This is a genomic window from Pandoraea anapnoica (assembly GCF_902459765.1).
Taxonomy (GTDB): Bacteria; Pseudomonadota; Gammaproteobacteria; order Burkholderiales; family Burkholderiaceae; genus Pandoraea; species Pandoraea anapnoica.
In genome coordinates, this window is record NZ_CABPSP010000009.1 from 18,439 (window position 1) to 43,249 (window position 24,811).

The 24,811-nt window shown below is 62.5% G+C and carries 28 protein-coding genes and 1 tRNA gene; 16 read left to right on the forward strand and 13 right to left on the reverse strand.

The genetic code is table 11. The annotated features are described in order from the left end of the window. Nucleotides 1–40: 40 nt before the first annotated feature. Nucleotides 41–1,294, forward strand: coding sequence for a hydantoinase/carbamoylase family amidase (locus PAN31117_RS15250; RefSeq protein ID WP_150738924.1), 1,254 nt, complete (start codon nucleotides 41–43; stop codon nucleotides 1,292–1,294). Nucleotides 1,295–1,369: 75 nt separating this feature from the next. On the opposite strand, the gene PAN31117_RS15255 is transcribed toward PAN31117_RS15250, so the two are convergent. From PAN31117_RS15255 to PAN31117_RS27160, 10 genes are all read right to left on the reverse strand, one after another. Then, on the reverse strand, nucleotides 1,370–2,830 hold the full coding sequence (locus tag PAN31117_RS15255) for a M20 family metallopeptidase (RefSeq protein ID WP_150738925.1): 1,461 nt from the start codon (nucleotides 2,828–2,830) through the stop codon (nucleotides 1,370–1,372). 189 nt (nucleotides 2,831–3,019) lie between these two features. Continuing rightward, on the reverse strand, nucleotides 3,020–3,376 hold the full coding sequence (locus PAN31117_RS15260) for a hypothetical protein (protein WP_150738926.1): 357 nt from the start codon (nucleotides 3,374–3,376) through the stop codon (nucleotides 3,020–3,022). Next, nucleotides 3,376–3,543: a hypothetical protein gene (locus PAN31117_RS27150; RefSeq protein WP_157112269.1), complete on the reverse strand. Its 168-nt coding sequence runs from the start codon at nucleotides 3,541–3,543 to the stop codon at nucleotides 3,376–3,378. The genes PAN31117_RS15260 and PAN31117_RS27150 overlap by 1 nt, the downstream gene beginning before the upstream one ends. Before the next feature lie 1,267 nt (nucleotides 3,544–4,810). Continuing rightward, complete coding sequence (locus PAN31117_RS15265) at nucleotides 4,811–5,092, reverse strand: hypothetical protein (protein ID WP_174990971.1); 282 nt, start codon at nucleotides 5,090–5,092, stop codon at nucleotides 4,811–4,813. 94 nt (nucleotides 5,093–5,186) lie between these two features. Beyond that, nucleotides 5,187–6,131: a DNA/RNA non-specific endonuclease gene (locus tag PAN31117_RS15270; RefSeq protein WP_246189104.1), complete on the reverse strand. Its 945-nt coding sequence runs from the start codon at nucleotides 6,129–6,131 to the stop codon at nucleotides 5,187–5,189. Between the two features lie 51 nt (nucleotides 6,132–6,182). After that, nucleotides 6,183–6,341 carry a hypothetical protein gene (locus tag PAN31117_RS27155; protein ID WP_174990972.1) on the reverse strand — a complete coding sequence of 53 codons (159 nt, stop codon included), beginning with the start codon at nucleotides 6,339–6,341 and terminating at the stop codon, nucleotides 6,183–6,185. 116 nt (nucleotides 6,342–6,457) lie between these two features. Beyond that, complete coding sequence (locus PAN31117_RS15275) at nucleotides 6,458–7,102, reverse strand: FMN-binding negative transcriptional regulator (protein ID WP_150738927.1); 645 nt, start codon at nucleotides 7,100–7,102, stop codon at nucleotides 6,458–6,460. Between the two features lie 178 nt (nucleotides 7,103–7,280). Then, nucleotides 7,281–7,808, reverse strand: coding sequence for a DUF2501 domain-containing protein (locus PAN31117_RS15280; RefSeq protein ID WP_246189105.1), 528 nt, complete (start codon nucleotides 7,806–7,808; stop codon nucleotides 7,281–7,283). Nucleotides 7,809–7,896: 88 nt separating this feature from the next. Continuing rightward, a complete protein-coding gene (locus PAN31117_RS15285) occupies nucleotides 7,897–9,519 on the reverse strand; it encodes a restriction endonuclease (RefSeq protein WP_174990973.1) in 1,623 nt (540 codons plus the stop codon). 236 nt (nucleotides 9,520–9,755) lie between these two features. Continuing rightward, a complete protein-coding gene (locus PAN31117_RS27160) occupies nucleotides 9,756–9,932 on the reverse strand; it encodes a hypothetical protein (RefSeq protein WP_174990974.1) in 177 nt (58 codons plus the stop codon). Between the two features lie 80 nt (nucleotides 9,933–10,012). Here PAN31117_RS27160 and PAN31117_RS15290 point away from each other — a divergent pair, with 80 nt between their 5' ends. The 5 genes from PAN31117_RS15290 to PAN31117_RS15310 all read left to right on the forward strand — a co-directional run bounded on the left by PAN31117_RS15290 (nucleotide 10,013) and on the right by PAN31117_RS15310 (nucleotide 13,713). After that, nucleotides 10,013–10,693 carry a phosphatase PAP2 family protein gene (locus tag PAN31117_RS15290; protein ID WP_150738929.1) on the forward strand — a complete coding sequence of 227 codons (681 nt, stop codon included), beginning with the start codon at nucleotides 10,013–10,015 and terminating at the stop codon, nucleotides 10,691–10,693. A gap of 110 nt (nucleotides 10,694–10,803) precedes the next feature. Then, entirely contained in the window at nucleotides 10,804–11,565 is a 762-nt protein-coding gene (locus PAN31117_RS15295) for a sulfite exporter TauE/SafE family protein (protein ID WP_150738930.1), read from the forward strand. 141 nt (nucleotides 11,566–11,706) lie between these two features. Continuing rightward, the gene (locus PAN31117_RS15300) at nucleotides 11,707–12,369 is read left to right on the forward strand and encodes a phosphoribosyltransferase (RefSeq protein WP_150738931.1); all 663 of its coding nucleotides are present in this window, start codon (nucleotides 11,707–11,709) and stop codon (nucleotides 12,367–12,369) included. 221 nt (nucleotides 12,370–12,590) lie between these two features. Further along, the gene (locus tag PAN31117_RS15305) at nucleotides 12,591–13,121 is read left to right on the forward strand and encodes a glycine cleavage system transcriptional repressor (protein ID WP_150738932.1); all 531 of its coding nucleotides are present in this window, start codon (nucleotides 12,591–12,593) and stop codon (nucleotides 13,119–13,121) included. After that, nucleotides 13,090–13,713 carry an SRPBCC family protein gene (locus PAN31117_RS15310; RefSeq protein ID WP_150738933.1) on the forward strand — a complete coding sequence of 208 codons (624 nt, stop codon included), beginning with the start codon at nucleotides 13,090–13,092 and terminating at the stop codon, nucleotides 13,711–13,713. The genes PAN31117_RS15305 and PAN31117_RS15310 overlap by 32 nt, the downstream gene beginning before the upstream one ends. Nucleotides 13,714–13,741: 28 nt before the next feature. Here the strand turns inward: PAN31117_RS15310 and PAN31117_RS15315 are convergent, their stop codons facing one another. Beyond that, entirely contained in the window at nucleotides 13,742–14,500 is a 759-nt protein-coding gene (locus PAN31117_RS15315; protein WP_150738934.1) for an IclR family transcriptional regulator, read from the reverse strand. Between the two features lie 344 nt (nucleotides 14,501–14,844). Next, a complete protein-coding gene (locus PAN31117_RS15320; RefSeq protein WP_281349183.1) occupies nucleotides 14,845–15,771 on the reverse strand; it encodes an NAD(P)-dependent oxidoreductase in 927 nt (308 codons plus the stop codon). Nucleotides 15,772–16,071: 300 nt separating this feature from the next. Here PAN31117_RS15320 and ybgC point away from each other — a divergent pair, with 300 nt between their 5' ends. The 9 genes from ybgC to PAN31117_RS15365 all read left to right on the forward strand — a co-directional run bounded on the left by ybgC (nucleotide 16,072) and on the right by PAN31117_RS15365 (nucleotide 23,057). Further along, the gene (ybgC, locus tag PAN31117_RS15325; RefSeq protein WP_150738935.1) at nucleotides 16,072–16,554 is read left to right on the forward strand and encodes a tol-pal system-associated acyl-CoA thioesterase; all 483 of its coding nucleotides are present in this window, start codon (nucleotides 16,072–16,074) and stop codon (nucleotides 16,552–16,554) included. Nucleotides 16,555–16,592: 38 nt separating this feature from the next. Continuing rightward, entirely contained in the window at nucleotides 16,593–17,267 is a 675-nt protein-coding gene (gene tolQ, locus PAN31117_RS15330; RefSeq protein ID WP_039399508.1) for a protein TolQ, read from the forward strand. 21 nt (nucleotides 17,268–17,288) lie between these two features. Then, on the forward strand, nucleotides 17,289–17,723 hold the full coding sequence (tolR, locus tag PAN31117_RS15335) for a protein TolR (RefSeq protein ID WP_046291400.1): 435 nt from the start codon (nucleotides 17,289–17,291) through the stop codon (nucleotides 17,721–17,723). Beyond that, nucleotides 17,720–18,757 (forward strand): cell envelope integrity protein TolA, encoded by a 1,038-nt coding sequence (gene tolA / locus PAN31117_RS15340; protein WP_150738936.1) that lies wholly within the window; start codon nucleotides 17,720–17,722, stop codon nucleotides 18,755–18,757. Before tolR ends, tolA begins: the two co-directional genes overlap by 4 nt. A gap of 101 nt (nucleotides 18,758–18,858) precedes the next feature. Continuing rightward, nucleotides 18,859–20,151 (forward strand): Tol-Pal system beta propeller repeat protein TolB, encoded by a 1,293-nt coding sequence (gene tolB / locus PAN31117_RS15345; protein ID WP_039399511.1) that lies wholly within the window; start codon nucleotides 18,859–18,861, stop codon nucleotides 20,149–20,151. A 30-nt stretch (nucleotides 20,152–20,181) separates the two neighbouring features. Further along, nucleotides 20,182–20,682 carry an OmpA family protein gene (locus PAN31117_RS15350; RefSeq protein ID WP_039399513.1) on the forward strand — a complete coding sequence of 167 codons (501 nt, stop codon included), beginning with the start codon at nucleotides 20,182–20,184 and terminating at the stop codon, nucleotides 20,680–20,682. A 10-nt stretch (nucleotides 20,683–20,692) separates the two neighbouring features. Then, nucleotides 20,693–21,436 carry a tol-pal system protein YbgF gene (gene ybgF / locus PAN31117_RS15355; protein WP_246184598.1) on the forward strand — a complete coding sequence of 248 codons (744 nt, stop codon included), beginning with the start codon at nucleotides 20,693–20,695 and terminating at the stop codon, nucleotides 21,434–21,436. Between the two features lie 323 nt (nucleotides 21,437–21,759). Beyond that, nucleotides 21,760–22,875: a YeeE/YedE family protein gene (locus PAN31117_RS15360; RefSeq protein ID WP_150738937.1), complete on the forward strand. Its 1,116-nt coding sequence runs from the start codon at nucleotides 21,760–21,762 to the stop codon at nucleotides 22,873–22,875. 106 nt (nucleotides 22,876–22,981) lie between these two features. Continuing rightward, a tRNA-Lys gene (locus PAN31117_RS15365) sits at nucleotides 22,982–23,057 on the forward strand. 84 nt (nucleotides 23,058–23,141) lie between these two features. Here PAN31117_RS15365 and PAN31117_RS15370 read toward each other — a convergent pair. Continuing rightward, nucleotides 23,142–23,768 carry an SOS response-associated peptidase gene (locus PAN31117_RS15370; RefSeq protein WP_150738938.1) on the reverse strand — a complete coding sequence of 209 codons (627 nt, stop codon included), beginning with the start codon at nucleotides 23,766–23,768 and terminating at the stop codon, nucleotides 23,142–23,144. A 55-nt stretch (nucleotides 23,769–23,823) separates the two neighbouring features. Here PAN31117_RS15370 and PAN31117_RS15375 point away from each other — a divergent pair, with 55 nt between their 5' ends. Further along, nucleotides 23,824–24,762, forward strand: a complete 939-nt coding sequence (locus tag PAN31117_RS15375; protein WP_150738939.1) for an FRG domain-containing protein — start codon at nucleotides 23,824–23,826, stop codon at nucleotides 24,760–24,762. The last annotated feature ends 49 nt before the right edge of the window (nucleotides 24,763–24,811 follow it).

Consider the following 24,811-nt stretch of genomic DNA (forward strand, 5'->3'; position numbering starts at 1 on the left):
TAGCCCCCTCGCATTGCATCACGCGAAAAGAAGCACACCCATGGAACTGAACGCGCTGGCCCCGCTGGCCGAGCAACTTTTCACCGACCTGCGCCATCTCGGCAACGACGGCGTCGGCATCACCCGCGACAGCTATGGCGACGGCGAGAACGCCGCCGCAGCGTACCTGACGGAATGGGCTGGCCACCAAGGCCTTACCGTCACACGCGACCGCGCCGCCAATCTCGTCTTCGCGTTGCCGGAGGACGACGGCAACACCCCGGCCACATGGATAGGCTCACACCTCGACTCCGTCCCGCAAGGTGGCAACTACGACGGTCTTGCCGGTATCGTCGCCGGGCTGCTGTGCCTCGTCGAACAAACGCGCAGCCAGCGACACACTGCGACGCCGGTGCGCGTACTCGCACTGCGTGGCGAAGAAAGCGCGTGGTTCGGCCGCGCGTATATGGGATCGAGCGCGCTGTTCGGCAAGCTGACCGACGCCGATCTCGCCATGCCGCATCGCAGCCACGGTCGCTCGCTGGGCGAGTGCATGGCGCAGGCCGGTGCTGACGTCGATGCCATTCGCGAAGGCGAGATGCTCTTCGACGCGTCACGCGCGAAGGCATGGCTTGAGCTTCATATCGAACAAGGTCCGGTGATGATTGCGCGCAACATGCCGGTGGCCATCGTGCCTGGCATTCGCGGCAATGTGCGCCACAACCGCGTGACGTGTGTCGGCGAGGCCGGACACTCGGGCGCGGTGCCGCGCTGGCTGCGCCACGACGCGATGTTTGCCGTGGCCGACCTCATCACGCGTCTCGACGAACACTGGCGTGCATTGCTGGAGCGCGGTATCGACATGGTGGTGACGACCGGCATCGTCGGTACCGATCCCGCCGAGCACGCGATCTCGCGCATCCCGGGCAAGGTCGATTTCAGTCTGGAAGTGCGCAGCCAGAGTCTCGATACGCTCGACGTCTTCTATGAGCTGATGCGCACCGAATGCCGCGCCATCGAACGCGACCGGGGCGTGAAGTTTATCTTCGACCGACGGCTGGCGTCGGCACCGGCCGTCATGGACAAACACGTGTCCTCGCTGCTCGAAGACGCGTGCCGGGCGTTCGACCTGCCTCAGGAGCGTGTGCCGAGCGGCGCAGGACACGACGCCGCCATCTTCGCCAACGCAGGTATTCCGAGCGGCATGGTGTTCGTGCGCAATGCCAACGGCTCGCACAATCCGGCCGAAAGCATGGAACTCGACGACTTCATGCGCGGCGTGCAGGTGATGGAAGCGGCAACGCATCGGATCTGACGACGCGTCAAATCCATGCAAAACGGGCCGCTCGATGCGACCCGTTTTGCTTTGCGCGCGAGTTGTGCAGACGACTTACGGCGCCAGTGCAATCACCTCGGCCACGGCCGCCGTCAGCTTCTTCGCGTAAGGCACGTGCAGGAACTCGTTAGGTCCGTGCGCGTTGGACTTCGGTCCGAGCACGCCGCACACCATGAACTGCGCCGTCGGGAAACCGGCTTGCAACGTGTTCATCAGCGGAATCGTGCCGCCCTGTCCGATGTAGGCGACATCCGCACCGTAGTGGCGTTGCGACGCCGTGTTCAGCGCCGATGTGAGCCACGGTGCGACATCGGGCGCGTTCCAGCCGGAGGCCGCGCCCGCGTCGGACTTGAACGTCACCTTCGCGTTGTACGGCGGGTCGACTTCGAGCAGCGCCTTGAGCTCTTGCACAGCCTGCGCGGCATCGATGAGCGGCGGCAGGCGCAGCGACAACTTGAAGGCCGTGCGCGGACGCAGCACGTTACCGGCGTCGGCCAGCGCGGGCAGACCCGCCGCCCCCGTCACCGACAGCGACGGACGCCACGTCGAATTGAGCAGCGCCTCCTTCGGATCAGTCGTGGTCGGCAGCACGGACAGGCCGTCCTGACCGCAAGCCCACGGCATCTTCTTCCAGACGTCGTCGCCGAGAATGTGCGCGGTGGCTTCGGCTTCTTTCAGACGTTGCAGCGGAATCGGGCTATGGAAGCCCTTCGGCAACACATTGCCGCTGCCCGCATCTTCGAGCCGTTCGAACAACTGACGCATGATGCGGAAGCTCGACGGTGCAATCCCGCCGTAACCGCCCGAGTGGATGCCCTCGTCGAGTACCTGCACTTCGAGACTGCCGGAGATCAGGCCGCGCAGTGACGTCGTGAGCCACAGCTGGTCGTAGTTGCCTGCGCCGGAATCCAGACAGACGACGAGACTCACGCGGCCGAGGCGATCGCGCAGCGCGTCGACGTACGGCAGCAAATCGTAGCTGCCCGATTCTTCGCAGGTCTCGATGAGACCGACGCAACGCGGACGCTCCACGCCCTGCGCGTCGAGCGCGGCGAGTGCCGTCACGCTGGAATAGATGGCGTAGCCGTCGTCCGCACCGCCACGGCCGTAGAGCTTGCCGTCTTCGAACTTGGGCGTCCACGGCCCGAGGTCCTTGCGCCAGCCGTCGAACTCGGGCTGCTTGTCGAGGTGGCCGTAAAGCACGATGGTCTCGGTGCTGCCCGAGCGCGTGGCGGGCACTTCGAAGAAGATCACCGGCGTGCGGCCTTCCAAACGAATCACTTCGAGCTTGAGGCCCTTGACCGGCTGACGCTCCGCCCACTGAGCGGCGTCGCGCACCACGCGGTCAATGTAACCGTTGCGCGCCCAGTCGGCATCGAAGCCGGGGCTTTTGGCCGGTACTGCAATGTAGTCGGTAAGCGCATGCAGGATTTCGTCGTTCCACTTGCGCTCGACGAATTCACGCAATGCGGCCGTGTCGAGCGACGGCTGAGTCGGGGTGACGATGTCGTTCATCGGGGAGTCCTTGGGGATGTCGTGTGTCAGTGACGTGCCGCGCCACACCGCGTCAACCGGGCGGCCCGTCAGTGCAGCCAGATCCTGCGCCGTGGATTCGAGACGATCGGAAATCAGTCGGGCGCGCGCTGGCCGTATGGCGTCATGATAGCCATTCCAAAGCGCTTCGGGAGCCGAAGTTCACGCCATTCAATTGCCCGAGCCCGGCGGCCCGAACCGGAACACGATCTCGCCCGCTGCACCGCTCGCCTTCACGCACGTGACCGTTTGCACGCCTCTGCCCGCCACGTCGACCGAATGCTCGGTGTCGGTTGCGCTGCAACGCCAGAAATAAGTCACCTGACGCTCGCAGCGATTCGTGACTTCGTAGCGATAGTCAGTGACGTTGGCAGGCAGCGCGCGAATCGCGCCGCACGGCTGACCGCTGTTGTCGAGCGGCTCCGTAGGCGCTGAGGGTGTTTGCGCGTGCAACGTGCCACTCGCCGCGAAGGCGAGAAGCACCAGCAAGCCTGAGATCCCCGAGTGCCGCTTTCCGTGGGTCGACATCAGATCCATCGCCATGCAATGGCGATGGCGCCAATGGCGACACCAATGGAGATGACCACGCCGAACCATGCCAGCTGCGCACGCCGCGCACGGCGACGGCTGGATTCCGACGTGTCGTAGAAACGACCCAATCCGCCCGAATACAGCTTTTCCCAGCGAATTTCCATGGCGCACCTCACAAATCGATCAAACCGGCCCGCACTGCTTGTTCTTTTCTTCTTTATCGAAAGTTTTGAGGCGCAAGACAATTCGGATAAATCCGGGCACATTCCATAGCATGAAATACCTTGGAATCTTCCTAAAATTCCGACACTGCGCCGTCGCTTCAAGATCGCACTATTCTTTAGGAATTGCAATAGCGTGAACTCGCAGAATACGACGCCAAAGCCACGAGAGACCACGTCATCGACGATGGTTATCAACGTCCAAAGCGATCTTAGGTGCGCTTTATCGTGGCGCGCGAAATCGACTTAACAAGAAATTGACGGGGAATTGCGAACACTTCAGAGAATTGTGCCGGAACGGCTTTTACGCAGACACTGCGCGCTTGTAACAAAACGTTTCTATGAGGGGACAAGCGGCCGTTCGAATCGGGCGATTGAACGTGCGCGTCAAAACGCAGCGGTGAGCCGTAAAGCGTCCGCAACAATGACGCAGAGAACCTGAGGCCCGCCAGCCTGGATGGCTTAAGGCAACGTAGCGCGGCGATCCGCCGGAGGCGGTGCCGCGCACGAAAAGGAAGGGGAATGTGACTTTAGCGTCCCAGGAAGGCCGCCCCTACTGACAACAGCACGAATCCGCCGACACTACAGGCGATCGCGATTGCCAACAGGCGTTGAAAGAGTTGCTCGCGCTCACTAGCGCTGCGATGGGAACGGGGTGCATCGTGATGAATCGTTCCCCACCCACTCGAATACACTTTTTTCCAACGGATGTGCATAAGTTACCTCGCGTTGTTTAGTGCTCGTAGCCTTGCCGGTCATCGATTCTCGCTATCGGAATCGACGAGACGCAGGGCTAGTATGCGCTTTGTCTGCGAACGGTAAACCCCTCATCCGTGCTGCGTCGCCGCAAGCCAAACGGTTGATTCATATAGTTTTCGAGACGGGGAAGTGCGACACCGAATACCGTCACAATGACGTGATTCGATATTTTTGGCCGGACGTGTCAATGCGACAGAATGTCGCAGGTGCGACAAGTTGTCGCGCAACCCGCATGAACCGTGGAATCCACCGATTTGGTGACTGCGACACATGCACGCCTTTCGAAGGCCGCACTCGGGCAATCAGGGCTGCAACGACTCGCAGCCAGCTTGGGAAAAGGCATCGCGCACTGTGTTTCGTGCGGCGCAACATCGATTTTTTAAATAAACGACAAATCTGGGGTAAATCCGGGGGAAGCGATCTGCCCAGGGCGCGACTTCCCCCATTCCGCTCAAGATTCAAACGGGTTTTTGACTTGTTTCGCGCTCGTCCCGGCCGCCGTTTCGGCATGCGCGGGCAAGTCGGCGTCGGCAAGCTCGTTCACCACGGCATCCAGCACCGCTTTGAGCACACGCGCGTGACGCAACCCTTCGGCGTCGCGGCGCAACTCCAGATTGCCGAAGATCACCACGTGGTCCGTATGGTTTTCGACGTTCAACTCGCCGAGCGAGAGGGCATCGGCATCGTTGGCGAACGGCGAGAAGCGGTCATTGGCGGAAGACGATGACGTCATAAAGACTCCTGAATCGGGGGAAATCAGTCGTAAAGCCGGTTGGGGTCGGCGCACGGCAGCGTCCGGGGGGATATCCCCAATGCTGCCGGTGAGCTTAACGGATGATCGTACGCAAGAAGTCGAGCACCGTCTGCACTTCGCGGTACGTCGGCACGTCCTGCTCGCGTTTTCGCTTGCTGCCTCCGCCCGCCGCCTTAGGTTTGGGCAGCGACATCGCCGTGCTTTTGACGCTCGCGGGCATGCCCGGGAAGAAATCGATGCCGGCGAGCTTTTCGAGTTCGGCCACGCTCACGACCGAATAATCGCCCGTCGCCTCGTTCGCCACCAGATACGCGCCCGCCTGCTTGCGCTTCGGGTCGTAGACGACCTTGAAGAGCTGCGTGGGCACCATCACCCGGTCGCCCACCTGCGTGATCGTCTTGCCCTTGAAAAGCGGCCCGGTGATCACGAACAACTCGCCCCGGTCCTGCGCGAGCTTACGCACGCTCGACTCGATGCCCGCCCACAGGAAGCGATTGTTCTCGCTGTTCTGCGGCACCATGTTCGACAGCGAAAAGCTTTCGGACTGTGCCTGCGGATCCGGCATATCGGCGGAAGGCGCCATGTGCCCGCGGTCGTAGCCCGAGCGCACGTAATCGCGCAACTCGGCGCGTTCGCTCGCCGGCAGTTGCGACTCGGCGTGGAAGTTGTTCACGCGCGAGATCTGACGGGCGTCGCTCAGTCCGGCGCGCGTGAGATGTTCGGCGGACCAGAGCGGCGTGCGCGTCACGCCGGAATGCATCACGCCAAACGCACTGAAGCACACCTCACGTGCGGCACGCGTCATAGCGCTGTTGGTGATGTCGGGGGCCGTGCCCGACCAGTAGTGATCGCCGCAGGCGGATGCCGCAGCATTGGCCGCGTTCGGGAATGCCGCGACCACAGCGACAGCCCCGACGACGAGTACGGAAGAAAGGGAAAGAGAACTTGCCAACTGCCCGGCCATCGCGCGCAAGCGGCTTGCGCGCACTGCGGTGACCGTCCATCGAGACTGCTTCATCGCACTGCTTTGGGGAAGACGTAAGGGGGTGCGATTGTAGCGGATGAACGGCTATTCGGGGACGACGTTCCCCGCGCCGTAAGCGACGCACTGCAATGTCTGGGCGGGGCCGAGATTGTCACACTCGTCCGCCTGCGCGCTCGGCATCCAAGCCTGCTCAAGGAAGAGCAGGCAGAGCATCAACGCGAGCATGAGAAGCAGCGTCTTCATTGCGGCATCCGGGTTGGGTTGCCGCATTGTATGCGGGGATGTCCTCACAAAGCCCATCCCCGACGCACTGAATTGTTTCGTTTCGTTACCGAACCTGGCGGCGCGAGCGCCCCGGATCAGGCGCGAGGCACGTCGCCACGCTGTGCGACGAGCGCCGCCAACGATTCGCTGTCCGGTCCCAATGCACGCAAACCGTTCACCACGCCGACGCGGTCGGGCATCGCGCGGTTCTGCGACATTTTGAATTTGCCCTCGATGCGACGAATCGGAATCTCCACACCCACAATGGCGCGCAGCATGCCATCGATGAAGTCCTCCGGGGCATCCTCGACCGCCCACGGCGCGGGAAGGCGCAGCTCCTGCGAGTTCGTCAGGTCGCCGACCAGACGCCGCAGCCAGGCCGCGTCGTCGATCACGCGCGGCTTGCCCCACACGTGCACGGCAGCGTAGTTCCAAGTCGGCACGACCTTGCCGTGCTCAGCCTTGGCGGCGTACCACGACGGCGTGATGTACCCCTGCGGCCCCGTGAACGCGATCAGGCAATCGTCTACATCGCGCAACGCCGGTCCATGCGGATTGGCGCGTGCCAGATGCCCGCGCAGCGTCCCGAACTCACCTTCGTCGGCGTACATCAGAAACGGAATCGAATCGGCGATCAGCCCCTGCACGCCGGCGCTCACGAGCAACCCGAGCGGATGCGTACGAATGAGATCGTGCAGGACTTCGGGGCGATCTTCGGTAAAAGCGGCGGGCTGATACATCGATGACTCCGGACATGGCGGTGGGGTTGGAATGACGCTAAGCGTACGTCCGCGCGTGGCTCTGGGCCAAGACCCAATATCGATGATTTTTTTGATGCCATGCCTGGGTGCCGAAAAGCGACCTGACGGATGGCATTCGCCGCCCGTCAGGCATCCATTCCAACGACACGTGGAACGGTCAAAGGAACGACTTGGCCTGATCGAGCACCTTGTCGCACACCTTGCGGGTGAGTTGCTCCTTGAGGCCTCCGCCGTTCAGATCGACGGTCTTGCCGTCGGGCGACGACAGCAGTCCCTTCGCGCCGTCGAGATAGCCGGGGCTGGCGGCAGGCGAGCCGGACTGCGTGCCGATCTTGCCGAGCAGCTTGTCCTTCACGTCCGTCGCCGAATTCAGATTTGCGCCGCCCAGATAGTTGTTCTTGATGCAGAACTGGAGGACACCGGTCGCATTGCCGATGCTGCTCGACGTAAGCGACCCGCCCCCGCCCGACGCCAGGCCACCGAGGCTGCCCGCCAGACCGCCGCTATCGCCACCGCCCGAATTGCTGCCGCCAACGGCATTCTTCAGCAAATCGAGTTGCGCATGCGCCGCGATCGGCATACCTGCGGCTATCACCAGTGCGACGCTCGCTGCGCCGACACCGGCCCATCGTTTCAGGCCCGCTGTCGTTACGGGACTTGCCTTGCATTCCATGCGTCGGGACATACGATCCTCCGGGATGTGAATGACGTGGGGTCAGGTCGAGCCACTATAACAGGCCATCTCCCACGGTCTTTCACACGTCCCGCTCGCCTCAGAACAGCGCCGCAGTCGTATCCACGGTTTCCGGCACGACGACACTGGCGTCGACACCGGCATTTTCCTTGAGCAGGAAGACGAGATGATGTCCGGAGAGCAGCTCGATGCGACGGTCCCGCGCGAACTCCTCGACGCCGTCGTCGAACTCGCCGGTGGTGATCAGCATGCCGCGCGCAGCGCCGATCTGTTGCATCTCGGAGAGCATCGCGCGCGCCGCCGCCAGCTCCAGCCGCGCGCTGCGATCCATCTCGCGGAAGATGTGGACGACGACGTCGCCGCCGAAGATCGGATGCGGGTCCCATGCCCGGCACGTCAGCATGCCTTCCTGTTCGCCGGGCACCAGCGGCGGGCCTTCGAAACCATGCGAGCGCAACAGATGGAACATCACCTGCGTGAAGTCCTTGTCGCTGAGCGTCATCAGATTGAAGCGGCGGTCGACGGCCACATCGGCATCGGTGATGACTTGCGTCATATCGACACCTGCCACCGGCGTTACCGCTTGCAGCGCGTCGGGGCGTGCCGACACGCGCGCGCCGAGCGCCGCCAGATGAGTGGCGGCGTCGCCTTCGGTCAGCACGAGCGCCGCGAAATCGGCGCGGGCTGCATGCACGCTCGCGAGACAGATGCGCGCGTCGCCGTCATTCGCATACAGGTTGAGGACAACAGCCCCCACGTGTCGTAACGGATCGGCAGCGAACAGCTCATGCAGCGAACGCAACACGATCTGTTGCAGCGCACCGGCATAGGCCTGTGCGCGGATGGCGTCACCGGCGGGCACGCCTTGCACGGCGTCTTCCGCCACGTTGTAGTGATAGTCGAGCGCCGTTGGCACGGCAGCGTCGAGCGTCGGCACGTCGTACCCGATGGCCAGCAGCTTGAGATGCTCGACGTAATGTGCGGCGAGCGTTTGCTGGAACGCTTCCGGGTACGGACTGCGACTGAGCACGATGCGCGCGTACCCCGTCACGGCAGCAGCCTCGCCGCGCAGCAGCGCGCCTTCGAAATCGGCCACGGCCGCGTTGTGACGGGCGCTCTCGGCGCGTGCGGCTTCGGTCGCTTTTTGCTGCGCAATCTGAAGGATCATCGACCCCTGGGTCCGGCGAATCTTCGAGGCTTCGTATTCGCGTTCCGCGTGGACGAACTCGCTGCGCGCCTTGGCAACGGCCTGCTCATAGCGTCCGGATGCGCCCGGCATCGCCAGCGCCAGTCGCCCCGGTTTCTCCGGTGCGAACGTCTCCCACTCGGGCTTCGCCAGAATCTTCGGCAAATGTCGCGTATCGAGCACGGGGGGTGTATTGCGCGCGCGCAGATCGGCCGGAGGAATGCGCAGGTCTCGGGTGAGTCCGTCGGCAAGCAGACGCGCCAGTCGCGCCACTTCGAACTTCGCGCGTGCGCCCTGCGCGGCGGCTTCCGCCTGTCGCCATGCCAGCCGCAAGCGCTCGCTCGCGACCGGGTCGGCAGCCGGTGCTTCTTCCCAGGCGCGTTGCGCCTGATCCAGCGCGCGGACTTCCGCCAGCGAGCGTGTCTGCGATTGTGCGTGCTGCTGTTCGCGCGTGTGTGCTGCGCGCCAGAACTCGCGCGCCAGCCGATCGATGATGCTCTCGAATCCCCGATTCACTACTGCCCCCGCATGCAATTTTGATTTTGTTTTGACGAGCGAATTGACTGCCATACCTCAGACCGCGCTCAGACGATGGCCGAGACACGCCAGGACGGTCTGTCATTCTTGCGGCATCGTCGTGCGGGCAAGCCATTCGCCGCCGACAACATCCGACCATTACGTAGGGGACGATTGTAGGACGTTGCCCCGGTTCGCCGCAAAAAAATCTTTGATTCTCAAGAGATCGGAGCATGTCACGGTTGCAACGCCAGCGCACTGATCGTCATCAAACCGCCATCGCGGCCTCCCCCCGGCCGACAACCGTCGATGACGTACGTCGGCGGGTTCGCATACCGAACGCCGCTCAACGCCGCGTGAATACCCCGCTTTTGGGACGAGCCCGCCCCCGGGACACCAATGGCGACTACCATGGCGCGATCTCGCCGAACGTTGCTTGGTGCTACTTGCTCCCGACTTTCGGCGGTTGCCTCCTCTTCTCCGAAATCGCGTCATGACCGAACTCGCTCCGAACGCCGCCCCTGCCACTTCGATTCCCTGCCTGCGCACCGCGTGGTTCAGCGCAATGGCATGCCTGCTGCTCGCACTCGTCGCGATTCCCTGGATCGACCGCCCTGTTGTCGACTTCGCCCATGCGCACACGCAAGGCACTCGCTGGATTCAGCACATCGCAGAGTTGCCCTCGCCGCTGTTCGTGTTGGCGTGGCCGACGTTTCTGATCGTCGGCGCGGTGTTGTTCTTGCGGCGCAAGCTGCCGTCGTGGGCGGTCACATTGTGGCTCGCGGCGGGCGCCGTCGGGGTTGGCAGCCTGGCCAAGCAAGCGCTGAAATTCGTCTTTGGACGCACCTGGCCCGCTACGTGGATCCATGAGAATCCGTCGTATTTGCGCGACGGCGTTTTCGAATTCCGGTTCTTCGGCGGCAACAGCGCGGCCTTCGCATCGTTTCCCTCCGGTCACCTCACCGTGATTCTTGCGTTCACGACCGTGCTCGCCCTGCGCCATCGCGTGCTTCGCGTACCGTGCGCCATCGCCATTGCACTGACGGCCTTCGGGCAACTCGCCGCCGCGTATCACTGGACTAGCGACGCGCTCGCCGGGGCCGCACTCGGCATCGCCGTCGGCTCGCTCTTCGTCATGGCCTGGCAGCACTGGCAGGCCGGCCATCGCGCCTGAACGACGCGTACGACAGTCCGAACAGCGCATAGCGCAGCGCCTCCCGAATGCCACGATCCCGTGCATCTGCGTACGGGATCGCCGCATAATGTCGGCGGAAAACTAAAAACATGACCGCCGATCCACTGCTTCCCCTCCTTCCGCTCATCGCCGGCGCCTGTATCGGCGGCTTCGTCCAAGGCTTGTCCGGCTTTGCGTTCAGTCTGGTAGCGCTGTCGTTCTGGGCCTGGTCGCTGCCGCCCACGCTGGCCGGTCCGCTCGCCGCCTTCTGTTCGCTCGTCGGCCAGATCCTCGCATTGCGTACGGTGCGTCGGGCCGTGCCGCTGGCGCGTCTTGCGCCGTTCGTGTTGTGTGGGCTGGTGGGCGTGCCGGTTGGCGTGTGGATCCTGCGCTACCTCGATCCGGTGTGGTTTCGGGCGGGTATCGGCGCCATCCTCGTCGTCTATTGTTCGATCCTGTTGCTCGCGGCGCACTTGCCACGCATTGCGCACGGTGGTCGCGCGGCCGACGGCGTCGTCGGTTTCATCGGCGGTGTGATGGGTGGCATCGGGGGGCTCGTCGGCGTGGTGCCCACGCTCTGGTGCACGCTGCGCGGATGGGACAAAGACATGCAGCGCGCCGTCATGCAAATCTTCTTCATCGTCATGCACACGCTCACCATCACGCTGTACGTCGCGCATGGCGTGATCACCGCGCAGACACTGCACGTGTTCGCGATTGCCGTGCCGTCGATGATCCTGCCGACGCTCGCGGGCGCGTGGGCTTACAAGTTCCTCTCCGATCACATGTTCCGGCGCATGGTGCTGGCGCTGCTGGCCTGCTCCGGCGTGACGCTGCTCGTCGGCACAGTGCCGGAATTGCTGGCGCGTTAAAACGTCGCGCAGACGCGGTCGGTCACTGCGGGTGAAAGTCCACGTGCTCGGGAACGCGTCCGATGCATACGAGCATCAGGCCCCGGCGTTACGATGGGATGATTCCCGTCGCCTGCCGGGCTCGCCCCCCGCACCCACGCCATGTCTGCCGTAGCCTCGTTTCTCGATCGTGCCGCCGCAGGCAATGCGCTGGCCGAAGTGCTCGCCACGCACGCGTTGCTGTCCCGCTTCGCACCGCCCCTCGTGCTCGCCATCCCGCGTGGCGGTGTGCCGGTCGCCCTCCCGATCGCGCGCCAGTTGAACGGCACGCTCGACGTATTGCTCGCGCACAAGCTGCGAGCGCCCCATCAGGCCGAACTCGCGGTCGGCGCAGTCGACGAATTCGGCGGCATCTTTCTCGCCGACCATGCGCTCTCGCTCGGCGCAACCGGCACGTATCTCTCGCATGAGAGCGCCCGTCAGCGTGCGTTGATTCAGCAGCGGCGTCAGGCCTATACGCCGGGACGCGGCGCACCGCACGTGACGGGACGCCCCGTCGTCATCGTCGACGACGGCATTGCAACGGGCGCCACGATGACGGCCGCATTGCGAGCAATGCGACGACTGGGTGCGACGCCGCTCGTGGCGTGTGCGCCGGTCGGCGCACGCGACGCCATCGCGCGCCTGAGCCCGCTGGCTGACGCCGTCGTCTGTCTGGAAACGCCGCAGCCGTTCTATGCGGTCAGTGTGGCGTACAGCGATTTCATGCAGACGGACGACGCGACCGTCATAGCCTTACTCGCGACGGCGTCGGATCGCCCTTGATTTGCCGTTCTCCCCTGCCTACAAGCCACCGCCAGCCCCTCCTCTCAACGCCCCCTCACATCCGGCATTGCCCGCCGTAGCGGCGCACCCCGCGATTGCACTACACTTGAGCCTGCTGTGCGCAACGTATCGGTCGGCTCACCTTGCGTGACCGGTTCATCCCGAATCACGAACGCGCGGCATGCGCCGCCTCTTGCCCCTCTGTGTCGATGGAGCCTGTGATGACGACGTCCCTGATTCTTAACGTGATCGGTCCGGATCGCCCGGGTCTGGTCAATGCGATCGCCGATCGCGCCACCGCCGCCGGTGCCAACTGGCTGGAAAGCCGTCTCGCCAATCTTGCCGGCCAGTTCGCCGGCATCATCCATCTTCAGGTTCCCGACGAGCACACGGAAGCGCTCACCAAAGCGTTGCATGCACTAGAGACGCGCGGCCTGCAAATCTCCGTCACCCACGCGCAAAGCGCCGCCACCGATCCGGGTGCGCGGGCACTTCAGCTCGATCTGGTCGGACAGGACCATCCTGGCATCGTCAAGGAAATCTCGCACGTACTGTTCACGCGCGGCATCTCCATCGACGAACTCGCCACCGAGTGTGTCGAGGGCTCGATGTCCGGCGGCACACTGTTTCGTGCGACGGCGCGCCTGCACGTGCCTGCGAGCGTGAGTACCGACGCCCTGCGCGAGGTTCTGGAAAGCCTGGCCGACGACCTGATGGTCGATGTCGAACTCGATTCGCCACCTGGTGCGTGAGCGCGTGCCGATGAAGCGAGTCTTCCTGTTCCTGCTCGGGGCGGTGGCCATCGTCGCCCTGCTGTCTTTGTTGCCCCTGCCGTTCGAGCGCCAGACGCACGTCGTCACCGTGGTCACGCTGCGTGCCCCGCCGCAAGCCGTCTACAACTATGTGACGACGCCGGCGAACTGGCCGAAATGGCATCCTGCATCGCTCGCCGTGCAAGGCATGACCGACCATCCGCTGATGGTCGGGGAAGAAGTGGCAGAAGAATTCCGGCTCGCGGGACGTCACGGCATCCTTCACTGGAAGGTCGTGGAGGCGAAGCCGCCGTTCGAGTGGCGCATCGAAGGCGAGGTCAACCGGCGGCCGTCGGGTGCCGTGCGCTACACGCTGACGCCTGACGGCACGGGCACGCGCTTCAAGCGCGACTTCATGTATCGCACCCCGAATCTGCTGTTTCTGATCCTCGATCCGGTCTTTATTGGCCCGCGCATGCGCGCCGAGTCGGCGCAGGGGGCCAAGCAGCTTGAGCAGATGTTCGAGGCGCTCGCGCCGGGCGTGCCGTCACCGGCATCGGTGCCGCAGGCCGCCAGCAGCGCAGGGCAGTAAGCGACGCCCTGCCCCTCCACGCGGACGATTACTCGTTGAAGGTCGCCGCCATGGTCTCGGCGGCATTCTGAAGTTCGGGCAGGAATGTCATGAGCTTTTCGAGCGTGCAGTGTTGCGCGCTAGCCTGCACGGCGATGGCCGCACACGCGCGGTTGCGGTCGAGCATCACCGGCACCGCAACGGCGATCATGCCCGGCACGTGCTCTTCGTTGTTCGTGCCCACACGGCGCTTGCGCGTCTCGACGAGTTCCTGGCGCAAATCCTCCAGATCGGTGATCGTGTTCTCCGCACGGGGACGCAGCGGCAAGTGCGCGATCAGCTTCTCGCGTCGCGCTCTGGGCAGGAACGCGAGCAGCAGCTTGCCGCTGGCCGTGCAGTGCAGCGGCACGCGCGAGCCGGGCGAGAGCTTGAGCTGACGCGACCAGTCGGTCTCCACGCGATCGAGATAGACGAGGTCGTCGCCCGACAACATCGACAGATTGCAAGTCTCACCCAGCTTGTCGACCAGTTGCTGAAGCACGGCATGGCGCGCCGCCGCCGGCCCCAGGTGCATCAGGGCATTGATGGCCATGGCGCGCACACGCGACGACGGCTCGTAGTGTCGGCTGCCCGCTTCACGGGTCACGAGCCACGCGGCTTCGAGCTGTTTGAGGATGCGATGCACCGTCTGCTTGGGCAGACCGATCGCGGCGACGATCTCCGCGAGTGTCATCGGGGCGCCTGAGGCGCTGAGGATTTCGAGAATGCGAAATGCGCGGACGGCCGCGGCGTTCGACTGATTGCTCATGCCGGTTGGGTCTCGGGTTCGAGTTGTGTTCTAGATCGTTATCGCTCGCGGCGGCTCCCTCCAGTCCCACATCGACACGCCACCGCGCCAGCCCGCTCCCAAGCTTGCGCGTCGCCGTGCCGTCGTGCCGCGACGTCCCGTTTTCCGCATTCTAGTGCGAATCTTCTATTCAGACGATTGGAGATAAACCCGGAGAGATGCCTGATATTTCATACCAACGGCAAGAGACCGACGGACGGCGCTTCCGGGACAGACTGCGACCGGCGTCACAAATCGTCCCGACAATAGCCTGGTAACGCTGCTGCGCCGGACGCCCGAACCCGAACGCCCCGGCCCTCCGACAGTTACGCCTTGCCCGACAACACGCGCAGACGGTGGATCAGGCTGGACGTGTCCCAGCGCGAACCGCCCAGTGCCTGAACGTCGCCATAGAACTGGTCGATGAGCGCCGTGACCGGCAGCGAAACGCCATTGCGCTGCGCTTCGGCCAGACACAGCCCGAGGTCCTTGCGCATCCAGTCCACCGCAAAACCGTAATCGAACTTGCCGTCGATCATCGTCTGGCCGCGATTGTCCATCTGCCAGCTGGCAGCTGCGCCCTTGTTAATGACATCGAGCACGAGCGGCATGTCCAGCCCGGCGCGCTGGCCGAAGTTGATGGCCTCCGACAGCCCCTGCACCAGTCCGGCGATACAGATCTGGTTCACCATCTTGGCCAGTTGGCCCGCGCCCGCTTCGCCGATACGCGTGACGGCACGGCCGTAGGCGCCGAGCGTGGCGGACACCCGGTCGAACGCCGGAGCGTCGCCGCCGCACATGATCGTCAGCACGCCGTTCTTTGCACCGGCTTCGCCGCCGGAGACAGGGGCGTCGACGAAATGCAAGCCCTTCTCGCGCGCGACGGCGTACAGCTCGCGCGCCACATCTGCCGAGGCCGTGGTGTGGTCGACGAAGACGGCATCCGCCTTCATGCCCGCGAATGCGCCGTGCTCGCCGAGCACGATGCTGCGCAGGTCGTCATCGTTGCCCACGCAGGCGGCGACGATGTCGGCGTCGCGCACGGCCTCAGCAGGCGTGGCCGCTGCATTGCCGCCGTACTCCCTGGCCCATTGCTGCGCTTTGGCCGCCGTACGGTTATAGACCGTCACCGAGTGGCCGGCACGTTGCAGATGGCCAGCCATCGGGTATCCCATCACGCCAAGGCCGAGGAAAGCGACGCGAAGGGAGGTAGCGGCGGAGGCGGCGGGAGATTGCGTTGTGGGGGAAGTCAATTCAAAGGCCTCGCAGGTTGGTTCACTATGAGAGACCGGAGGGCACGCAGTGCAGGCGTGCGCACACGACGGTCTTGTCTGAAATACAGGGGGCTTGCGAGCCGTCATTATAGAGACGGCCACCGTCCGCACGCCAGCGCCATCCCCCGTCGCACGGGGCATCGCGACGATTTCGCCCCAGTTTGGTGCTCACCCGGACCGTCCGGACGCCATTCAATAATCGCTCGTAACAATCCGGGGGTCCGGCCTGTTTGAAAAATTGTGTTTCCGTGACTGGCGTTACCGCTCCGTTCCGATACAATGCGCGGCATGGCTGATTTTGATACCTGTTGGTCAATTCGCGTTTACTACGAGGACACGGACGCCGGAGGCGTCGTCTTCTACGCCAACTATCTGAAATTCTTCGAACGGGCCCGAACCGAGTGGCTCCGTTCGCTCGACATCGAGCAGCTTGAACTGGCCCGCAATACCGGAATGATCTTTATTGTGCGCGCCACGGCACTCGATTACCTGAGCCCTGCCCGGCTCGACGATCTCATCGTCATCAAAAGCCGCATCGAACGTATTGGCGGCGCCTCCGTCGACTTCCTTCAGGAAGCCTGGCGCGACGCCCCCGACGGCAGCAGCGAACTGTTGGCGCGCGGTAGCATCAAAATCGGCTGCGTGGCCGCAGACACGTTGCGCCCCGGCAAGATTCCCGCGCACGTGCGCCTCGCCATGCAATCGGCAGCCAGGACGGCTCAAGCCTTAGCGCATGCAGCTGCCCGATCGGCAGCCGCCTGAAGCCAGGACAATAATTCCGGTCAGTCAATAACCACACCATGCCCGATCAAGACCTTTCCATCATTTCGCTGGTCATGCATGCCAGCGTGCTCGCCCAGGCAGTCATGGGCCTGCTGCTGCTGCTCTCGCTGCTCTCGTGGACGCACATCTTTCGCAAGATCTTCGCGATCCGTCGCGCGCGCGCTCAGACCGAGCGCTTCGAGCGCGACTTCTGGTCCGGCGGCGATCTTCAGGCGCTGTATCAAAGCGCACTGAACAACCGTCACCAGACCGGTGCGCTGGAACGCATCTTCGAATCGGGCATGCGCGAATACATCAAGGCGAGCGAGAAAGGTCTGAACGATCCGCACGCCATTCTGGACGGTGCGCGCCGCGCCATGCGAGCTTGCTATCAACGTGAAATGGACTCGCTCGAAGCGAATCTGCCGTTCCTCGCGTCGGTCGGTTCGGTCAGCCCGTACATTGGTCTGTTCGGCACGGTGTGGGGTATCATGAACGCTTTCCGCGGCCTCTCGAACGTGCAACAGGCAACGCTCGCCAACGTGGCGCCGGGTATCGCGGAAGCGCTGGTGGCAACTGCCATCGGTCTGTTCGCCGCTATCCCTGCCGTGGTTGCCTATAACCGCTTCGCCACCGACATCGACCGGCTGTCGATCCGCTTCGAGAGTTTCGTCGAAGAATTCTCCAACATCCTGCAACGGCAGATTCACTAAGCATTCCGGGAGCGCCGAGACATGGCAGGTTCTATGCGCAACGCTCGCCGCGGCCGTCGCGCCATGGCGGACATCAACGTCGTACCGTACATCGACGTGATGTTGGTGCTGCTCGTCATCTTCATGGTGGCTGCCCCGCTGGTCGCGCCGTCGATCGTCAATTTGCCGAGCGTCGCGAACGCGAGCCCGCAGCAGCAGACGCCGCCGGTGGTCGTCAATATCGAAGCGGACAATCGCATGCTGGTGCGTTACAAGGATGGTGAAAACACCATCGAGCAACGCATGAGCGCGGGCGATCTGACCGGTTTCCTGCAAGGCCGTCAGGCGGCGAATCCGGATCAGCCGGTCGTCATCGCCGCCGACAAGTCGGTGCGGTATGAAATCGTCATGAACGTGATGTCCGATCTCAAGGCTCAAGGCGTGAAGCGCGTGGGCCTGCTCGTCAAGCAGAAATGAGTCGCACTGTAGCTCGCTCCGACCTTCCCATCGGTCCGCGCAAGGATGAGCGCGGCACGGGACGGGCATTCCTTCTTGCGCTGTTCATGCATGCGCTGCTGTTCGCCCTGCTCTTCTATGGCATGCGCTGGCAGAACAGCTCGCCCGCCGGTTCCGAAGCGGAATTGTGGACGCCGACCGAGGTGGCCGAACCCACGCCGCCCGTCGTGACGCCGCCGCCCACACCGGCCCCGCCGGCCGTGGCCACGCCGACGCCACCGGCCGAAGACGCCGACATCGCCCTCCAGCAAAAGAAACGCAAGCAGGAACAGCAAGCCGCCGAACAGGCACGTCTGCTCGAAGCGCAGCAGGAAAAAGCGCGTCAGGAAGCGCTCAAGCAGAAGCAACTTGCCGAGCAGCAGGCGGCGGCCGAACTCGCGCGCAAGAAGGCGGCAGAAGACGCGGCGCGTCAGCAGAAGCTGGCCGATCAGAAGAAAGCTGACGAACAGAAACGTCAGAAGGAAGAAGACGCCAAGAAGGCCGAACAACTCAAGCAGCAACAACTGGCGGACGCTCAGAAGAAGGCCGACGCCGAGAAGAAGGCTGCGGAAGACAAGGCTGCCAAGGCCAAGGCCGCGAAGGAAGCGGCGGCGCAGAAGGCCGCAGACGCGGCACGTTCCGAGCGTCTGGCCTCGTTGCGCGGCATGGCGGGTGGCACTCCGGGCGCGACCGGCAACGGTCTGGGCTCGCAGGCTGGCGGTACCGGCTCGGGCGCCGGCGGCACGGCATCGGCGGGTTACGCCGACCGGGTGCGCGCCAAGGTCAAGCCGAATATCGCTTATGGTGGCGACACCGAGGGCAATCCCACGGCGGTCGTGACGGTACGTCTGGCACCGGATGGCAGCGTACTGTCGATGCAACTGGCCAAGTCGAGCGGCAACCCCGCGTGGGACGCCGCAGTACAGGCCGCCATCACCAAATCCGATCCGTTGCCGCGCGACACGAACGGCAAAGCCCCCCCGACAGTCAACCTGCGCTTCAGTCCAAAAAACTGAGTGTGTTGTCAAACGGGAACGAAAACCGAGCGATGCGAGTCCATTTTCATTCGAATGTGGTAAAAATGGCCCTTGCAACGCGTAACTGACCAATCGAACGCATGCGAATCTCCAGTCAATATGCATGGCGTGCGCTGGTGGCCACCTGGCTCACCGCGGCTTGCACGATCGCCCATGCGCAGACACCGCTGACCGTCGACATTACGGGCGTCGGCTCCAACCGATACCCGATCGCCGTGTCGACTTTCAAGGGCACGGCGCCGACGGATATCGTCGCCGTCGTCAAGGCCGACCTGAGCAATAGCGGTCGCTTCAATCAAATCGATACGGGTGGTGCCACCGTTGGTGTGGACGATTCGGTCGATCTCGGCACGTGGCGCGCCAAAGGCGCAAACGCTTTCGTCTCCGGCACCATCACGCCGGCAGGCAACGGCAACTTCCAGGTCAGCTTCCGTCTTTACGATGCCGTGAACGGCCAGCCGCTCGGTGGTCTGGCGCTGACGTCGTCGCAAGCCAACCTGCGTCTGACCGCACACAAGATCGCCGACTATATCTACCAGAAGTTGCTGGGCGATCGCGGCGTGTTCGCCACGCGTCTGTCGTACGTGCTGCACAACGGCCCGAACTACCAGCTTCAGATTTCCGACTCTGACGGTCAGGACGCACGCGTCGCCCTGAACAGCCGCGAGCCGATCATCTCGCCGGCCTGGTCGCCGGACGGCACCAAGGTCGCTTACGTCTCCTTCGAGAAGCGCAAGCCGGTCGTGTACATCCACGATCTGCCGAGTGGCCGCCGTGCGGTGCTGGCCAACGAGCGCGGCAACAACTCGGCGCCTTCGTGGTCGCCGGACGGCAGCAAGCTGGCCGTGGCTCTCTCGCGCGACGGCAACACGCAGATCTATCAGGTCAACGCCAACGGCGGTGGCCTCAAACGTCTGTCGCGCAGCGGCGCGATCGACACCGAACCGCAGTATTCCCCGGACGGCAAATGGATTTACTTCACGAGCGATCGTGGAGGTGGTCCGCAAATCTACAAGATGCCGGCCGGCGGCGAGAGTGAAGGCGGCGCGCAGCGCGTGACCTTCAAGGGGAGTTACAACGTCAGCCCGCGAATCAGTCCCGACGGCAAGTTGCTCGCGTTCATCGCGCGTCAGGGTGGCGGATTCAAGCTGAGCGTGCAGGATATGAGCACTGGCGATGTTACGGCTCTGACCGACACCAGCCACGACGAGTCACCGAGTTTTGCCGCGAACGGCAAGTACATTCTTTATGCAACGCAGTCCGGGGGCCGGAAGGTTCTCGCGGCAGTCTCGGTGGACGGGCAAACCCGGCAGATTCTTCAGGTTCGAGGAGGGGAAGTTCGCGAACCCTCCTGGGGCCCTTTCATGCAATAACATCAACAGCAACATCAAACGGAGGCTCATATGAGTTCCCTGCTTCGTAATATCCTCGCCATCTCTTCGCTGGCCGCTCTGGCCGCTTGCTCGTCGGGCGTGAAGCTCGACGACCAGGCTAACGCCAACAAGGGTCAGACCACGACCGACGCACGCGCCGTCGCCCCGGTCGACGCATCGGCTGACGAACTGAACAACCCGAACGGCCCGCTCGCCAAGCGCAGCGTGTACTTCGGTTTCGATTCGTACAGCGTCGATTCGCAATACACCCCGCTGCTCCAGGCTCACTCGGCCTTCCTGTCGAAGTACTCGCAACGTCACGTGCTGCTGCAAGGCAACACCGACCCGCGCGGTACGAGCGAGTACAACCTGGCCCTGGGTCAGAAGCGTGCTGAAGCCGTCCTGAAGACCATGACGGCACTGGGCGCCAACGCCAGCCAGATGGAAGCCGTGTCGCTGGGCAAGGAAAAGGCTACGGGTACCGACGAAGCCACCTGGGCCCAAGACCGTCGCGTCGACCTGGCTTATTGATTGAATCGTCATGACGTCTCGTTTGCTTAAAAACATGATCTGCGCGGTGACGCTCGGCACTTCGGTGCTGAGCCCGCTCGCGCATGCCGGATTGTTCGACGACGACGAGGCGCGCAAAGCGATCCTCGATATCCGCAGCCGTCTGGATTCGGACAAGCAGCGGATCGAGGGGCTCACGCGCAACGTGCTGGATTTGAACAACCAGATCCAGCAGTTGCAACGTGATCTGGCCGATCAACGCGGCCAGAATGAAGATCTGAAGAACCAGCTTGCGAACCTGCAACAGAGTCAAAAGGATTTCTACAACGACCTCGATGGTCGTCTGAAGAAATTCGAACCGCAGCAGATGACCGTCGGCGGCGTGACCGGCACCGTCCAACCGGGCGAGAAGGAAGTTTTCGACGCCGCCCTGACGAAATTCCGCAACGGTGACTACAAGGGTGCGCAAACGGATTTCCGGACCTTCACGGCGAAGTATCCCGCCAGCCCGTATCAACCCGAAGCTCAGTTCTGGCTTGGCAATGCGCAGTACGCCAACAAGGATCTGAAGGGTTCGACTGCGACGCTGCAAGGGATCGTGACGAAGTACCCGACGAGCCCGAAGGCTGCCGAGGCCATGTTGGCAATTGCCAGCAACCAGGCGGAATCCGGGCAGACTGCGGCAGCGAAGAAAACGTTGCAGGATCTGGTGGCCAAGTACCCGGACACCGAATCGGCAGCGGAGGCCAAGAAGCGCTCGGCCAAGCTGAAGTAAGAAGCCCCCTGAGAGGTTGAGCGAACCAACCTTCCTTGTGAGGTCACTCGTCAAACGAACGACGCCGCCCCCTGGGCGGCGTTGTCGTTTCCGGCGTACGCAGCATGACCTCAAGTAGAATACGGACTTTCCAAACGTTCGAGGCGCGGCGTCTCAGGGGATGCGTGTGGACCATCAGTGTCCCGCACGTCATGGCGACCGTACCCGCGACGTGATCGCGCACAGGTTGCGCATCGCGTCTGATAACAACACTGCCAGCCGCGCCCCGTGGCTCGCGTCAACGTATCGAACGGCCAGCCCGGCCGCTATCGTCTTCTCGCCTCATGACCGACGTCGATCTGAACGCCCTCTCCCACACTGTCGTGTGGCTCACCTTTGGCCTGGCCTTCGTGTTTGGCGCTGTGCTCCAACGCACGCACTTCTGCACGATGGGCGCACTCTCCGACATCGTGAACATCGGTGACTGGAATCGCATGCGTATGTGGTGGCTTGCCATCGGCGTCGCGACCATCGGCACAGGCGTGCTCGCCTCGCAGGGCATCGTCGATCCGGTCAAAGCCATTTACACGACGCCACGCTTCACCTGGCTCTCGTATCTCGTGGGCGGCTGGTTCTTCGGCTTCGGCATGGTGCTAGCGTCAGGATGTGGCAGCAAGACGCTCGTGCGCATCGGCGGCGGCAATCTGAAATCGCTGCTCGTCTTCATGATGATCGGCGTGTCGGCATACATGACGCTCAAGGGCTTGTTCGCCGTCTTTCGCGTGGCCGCGCTCGATAGCGTACAGACGACGTTTGCGACGTCACAGGATCTGCCCACGCTGCTTGGCGGCGTGTTCGGCGGCGACGTGCACCGCGCACAACTCGTGCTTGGTCTGGTGATCGGCGGTGCATTCGTGATCGCCGCCGTTGTCCGGCGCGAATTCTGGACGTTCGACAATCTGCTCGGCGGGCTCGTGGTGGGCGCGATTATCGTGGCGCTCTGGTACGTCTCGGGCAAGATCGGTTACGTCGCCGAGAATCCGAATACGCTCGAAGAGAGTTTCGTCGCGACAAACTCCGGCAAGATGGAAGCGCTGTCGTTCGTCTCGCCGCTGGCTTACACGCTGTATTGGCTGATGATGTGGAGCGACACGAGCAACGTCATCACGCTGGGGATTTCGAGCGTGTTGGGCGTGATCGCCGGTTCGTTCGTGTACGCCCTCATATCGCGCAACTTCCGCTGGGAAGGTTTCCACGGGACGGAAGATACGGCCAACCATATGGTCGGTGGCGCGTTGATGGGATTTGGTGGCGTTACGGCGCTGGGTTGCACGGTCGGACAGGGACTGTCGGGTGTGTCGACACTGGCGGTCGGCTCGTTCGTCGCCATCGCGGCGATTCTGGTGGGCGGCTTCTGTGCGTTCAAGTATCAGATGTGGCGCATTGAGCGCAGTGTTTGAGCGTAATTCGCGCGCAACTACGAGAAACAGCCCCGAAATGGACACATCCGCGTCACAGAAGTCTTGACACTATAACGACCTCGACGCTATAATCTTTTTCTTCGTTGGGTCGTTAGCTCAGCTGGTAGAGCAGCGGACTTTTAATCCGTTGGTCGCAGGTTCGAATCCCGCACGGCCTACCAAACGAATTCAAGGGGTTGCGAGAAATCGCAGCCCCTTTTTGTTTTGCGGTGTGTGGACTTTTCTGCCTTCGCCGCCACAGCGGGTTACTTGGGCGAAGCGCCCGCGACCATCGTCAAGGCATCAGGCAGCACCACGAACGACCGCGCCTCATCCATCGATCGAGAGCCGAGCCAGTCGTCATAATCGGCCGGCTTGATGATCACCACCGATCGCTTTTCGCTCCCCGGCTTATGGAAGCGCTTCATCAGCGGGTGATGGTCCGCGTTCAGCGTGAGCATCGTGAAAGAGAAACACGGGCCGCCCTCGCCGTCCCATTCCCGCCAGAGCCCCGCTATCGCGAACGGCTCACCATCGGCCATACCGATGGCCCAGCGCACAGCCTTCCCCGTCTCGTAATCCGGTTCGTAGAACACCTGCGTCGGAATCAGACAAAGCTGCTGCTTCTTCCATGCGCCGCTGAAACTACGCTTCTCGCCCACCGTTTCCGCACGCGCGTTCATCGTGTCGAACACCTTCACGCCTGGCGGGATTTTCTCGCGCGGCACCATCCCGAACGAAGCTACGTCTGAGCGCCGCCCGTCGCCGTCACGGCGAATGATCGGGGCGAAATAATCCTTGTAGACCTCCTCCCGCCACTCAGCCGACGGTGCGGCGACGCCGTACTTGTCATTGAACAACTGCCGGTCAGGTATCCGGTAGTTCGTGCACATGACGTCTCCTATGTTAATCGCTACGGGGCTATCATTCTGATTCCGAATTGACTACATGCAAAACACGGAAATGACCGCCCCCGAAATTACCAAGCAGCTTGTACAACGTGCAAGCACGACGATAGAAATGAAGATGGAAAATTGGAGGGAATTCGAAACCAAGCTATCGGAGCTTTCGTCAGTTTATGACGAGTTGGAGCGTAGTCTCAGCGGTCGGCATCTTCCACATTTGCTGTTTCGTGGCCAGTCAAACGCGCGATTTGAACTATCTACGACACTCGAACGGTATCCAGTAAAGATTATTCGTTTTTCCGATTATTACGACGCAATATTCGGCGCACGATATGAGATCGAATCGGCCAGTCATACAACATGGGAAATGCCTGCTCCTCACGAAATCAAAGACGCTCTCGAGTCCTCCATCCCGAGCGCGCCGCCCGCCTATGAATACATGTTGTACCTTCGGCATCACGGCTTCCCCTCGCCAATTTTGGATTGGAGTCGCTCACCATATATTGCGGCATTTTTTGCTTTCTCAGGCTGCGCACAGGATCAGACCGATGACGTTGCCATTTACGCCTACTTAGAATCCGTAGGTTCCGGAAAGGCCAGTTCGCCAATTGGCCCAACCATCGCAACTCTTGGTCCATATGCCAGAACCCATAGGCGGCATTATCTTCAGCAAGCTGAATACACAATGTGTCGTGCGTTCGTGGGCGACGACTGGCATTTTGCTCAACATGAGTCCGCAATGGGACAGGTGGAGGGGCAGGACATCTTGTTCAAGTTCGAGCTCCCGGCCTCGGAAAGGTCTGTGGCTTTGGGGACACTCGACAAATTCAACCTTAATGCGTGGTCGCTATACGGATCTGAGGAAGGCCTGATGGAGACTATGGCAATGCGTCAGTTCGAATTTTCAGAACGAGTACGGCGCACTGAACTTCGCCAGAAATATGAATCCGAACGAGCTCACCGTTGGAGAAAGAAGGCATAAATTCGTCAAGATAACTGTGTTTTTATACAGTATTTATGCTAGTTTACCT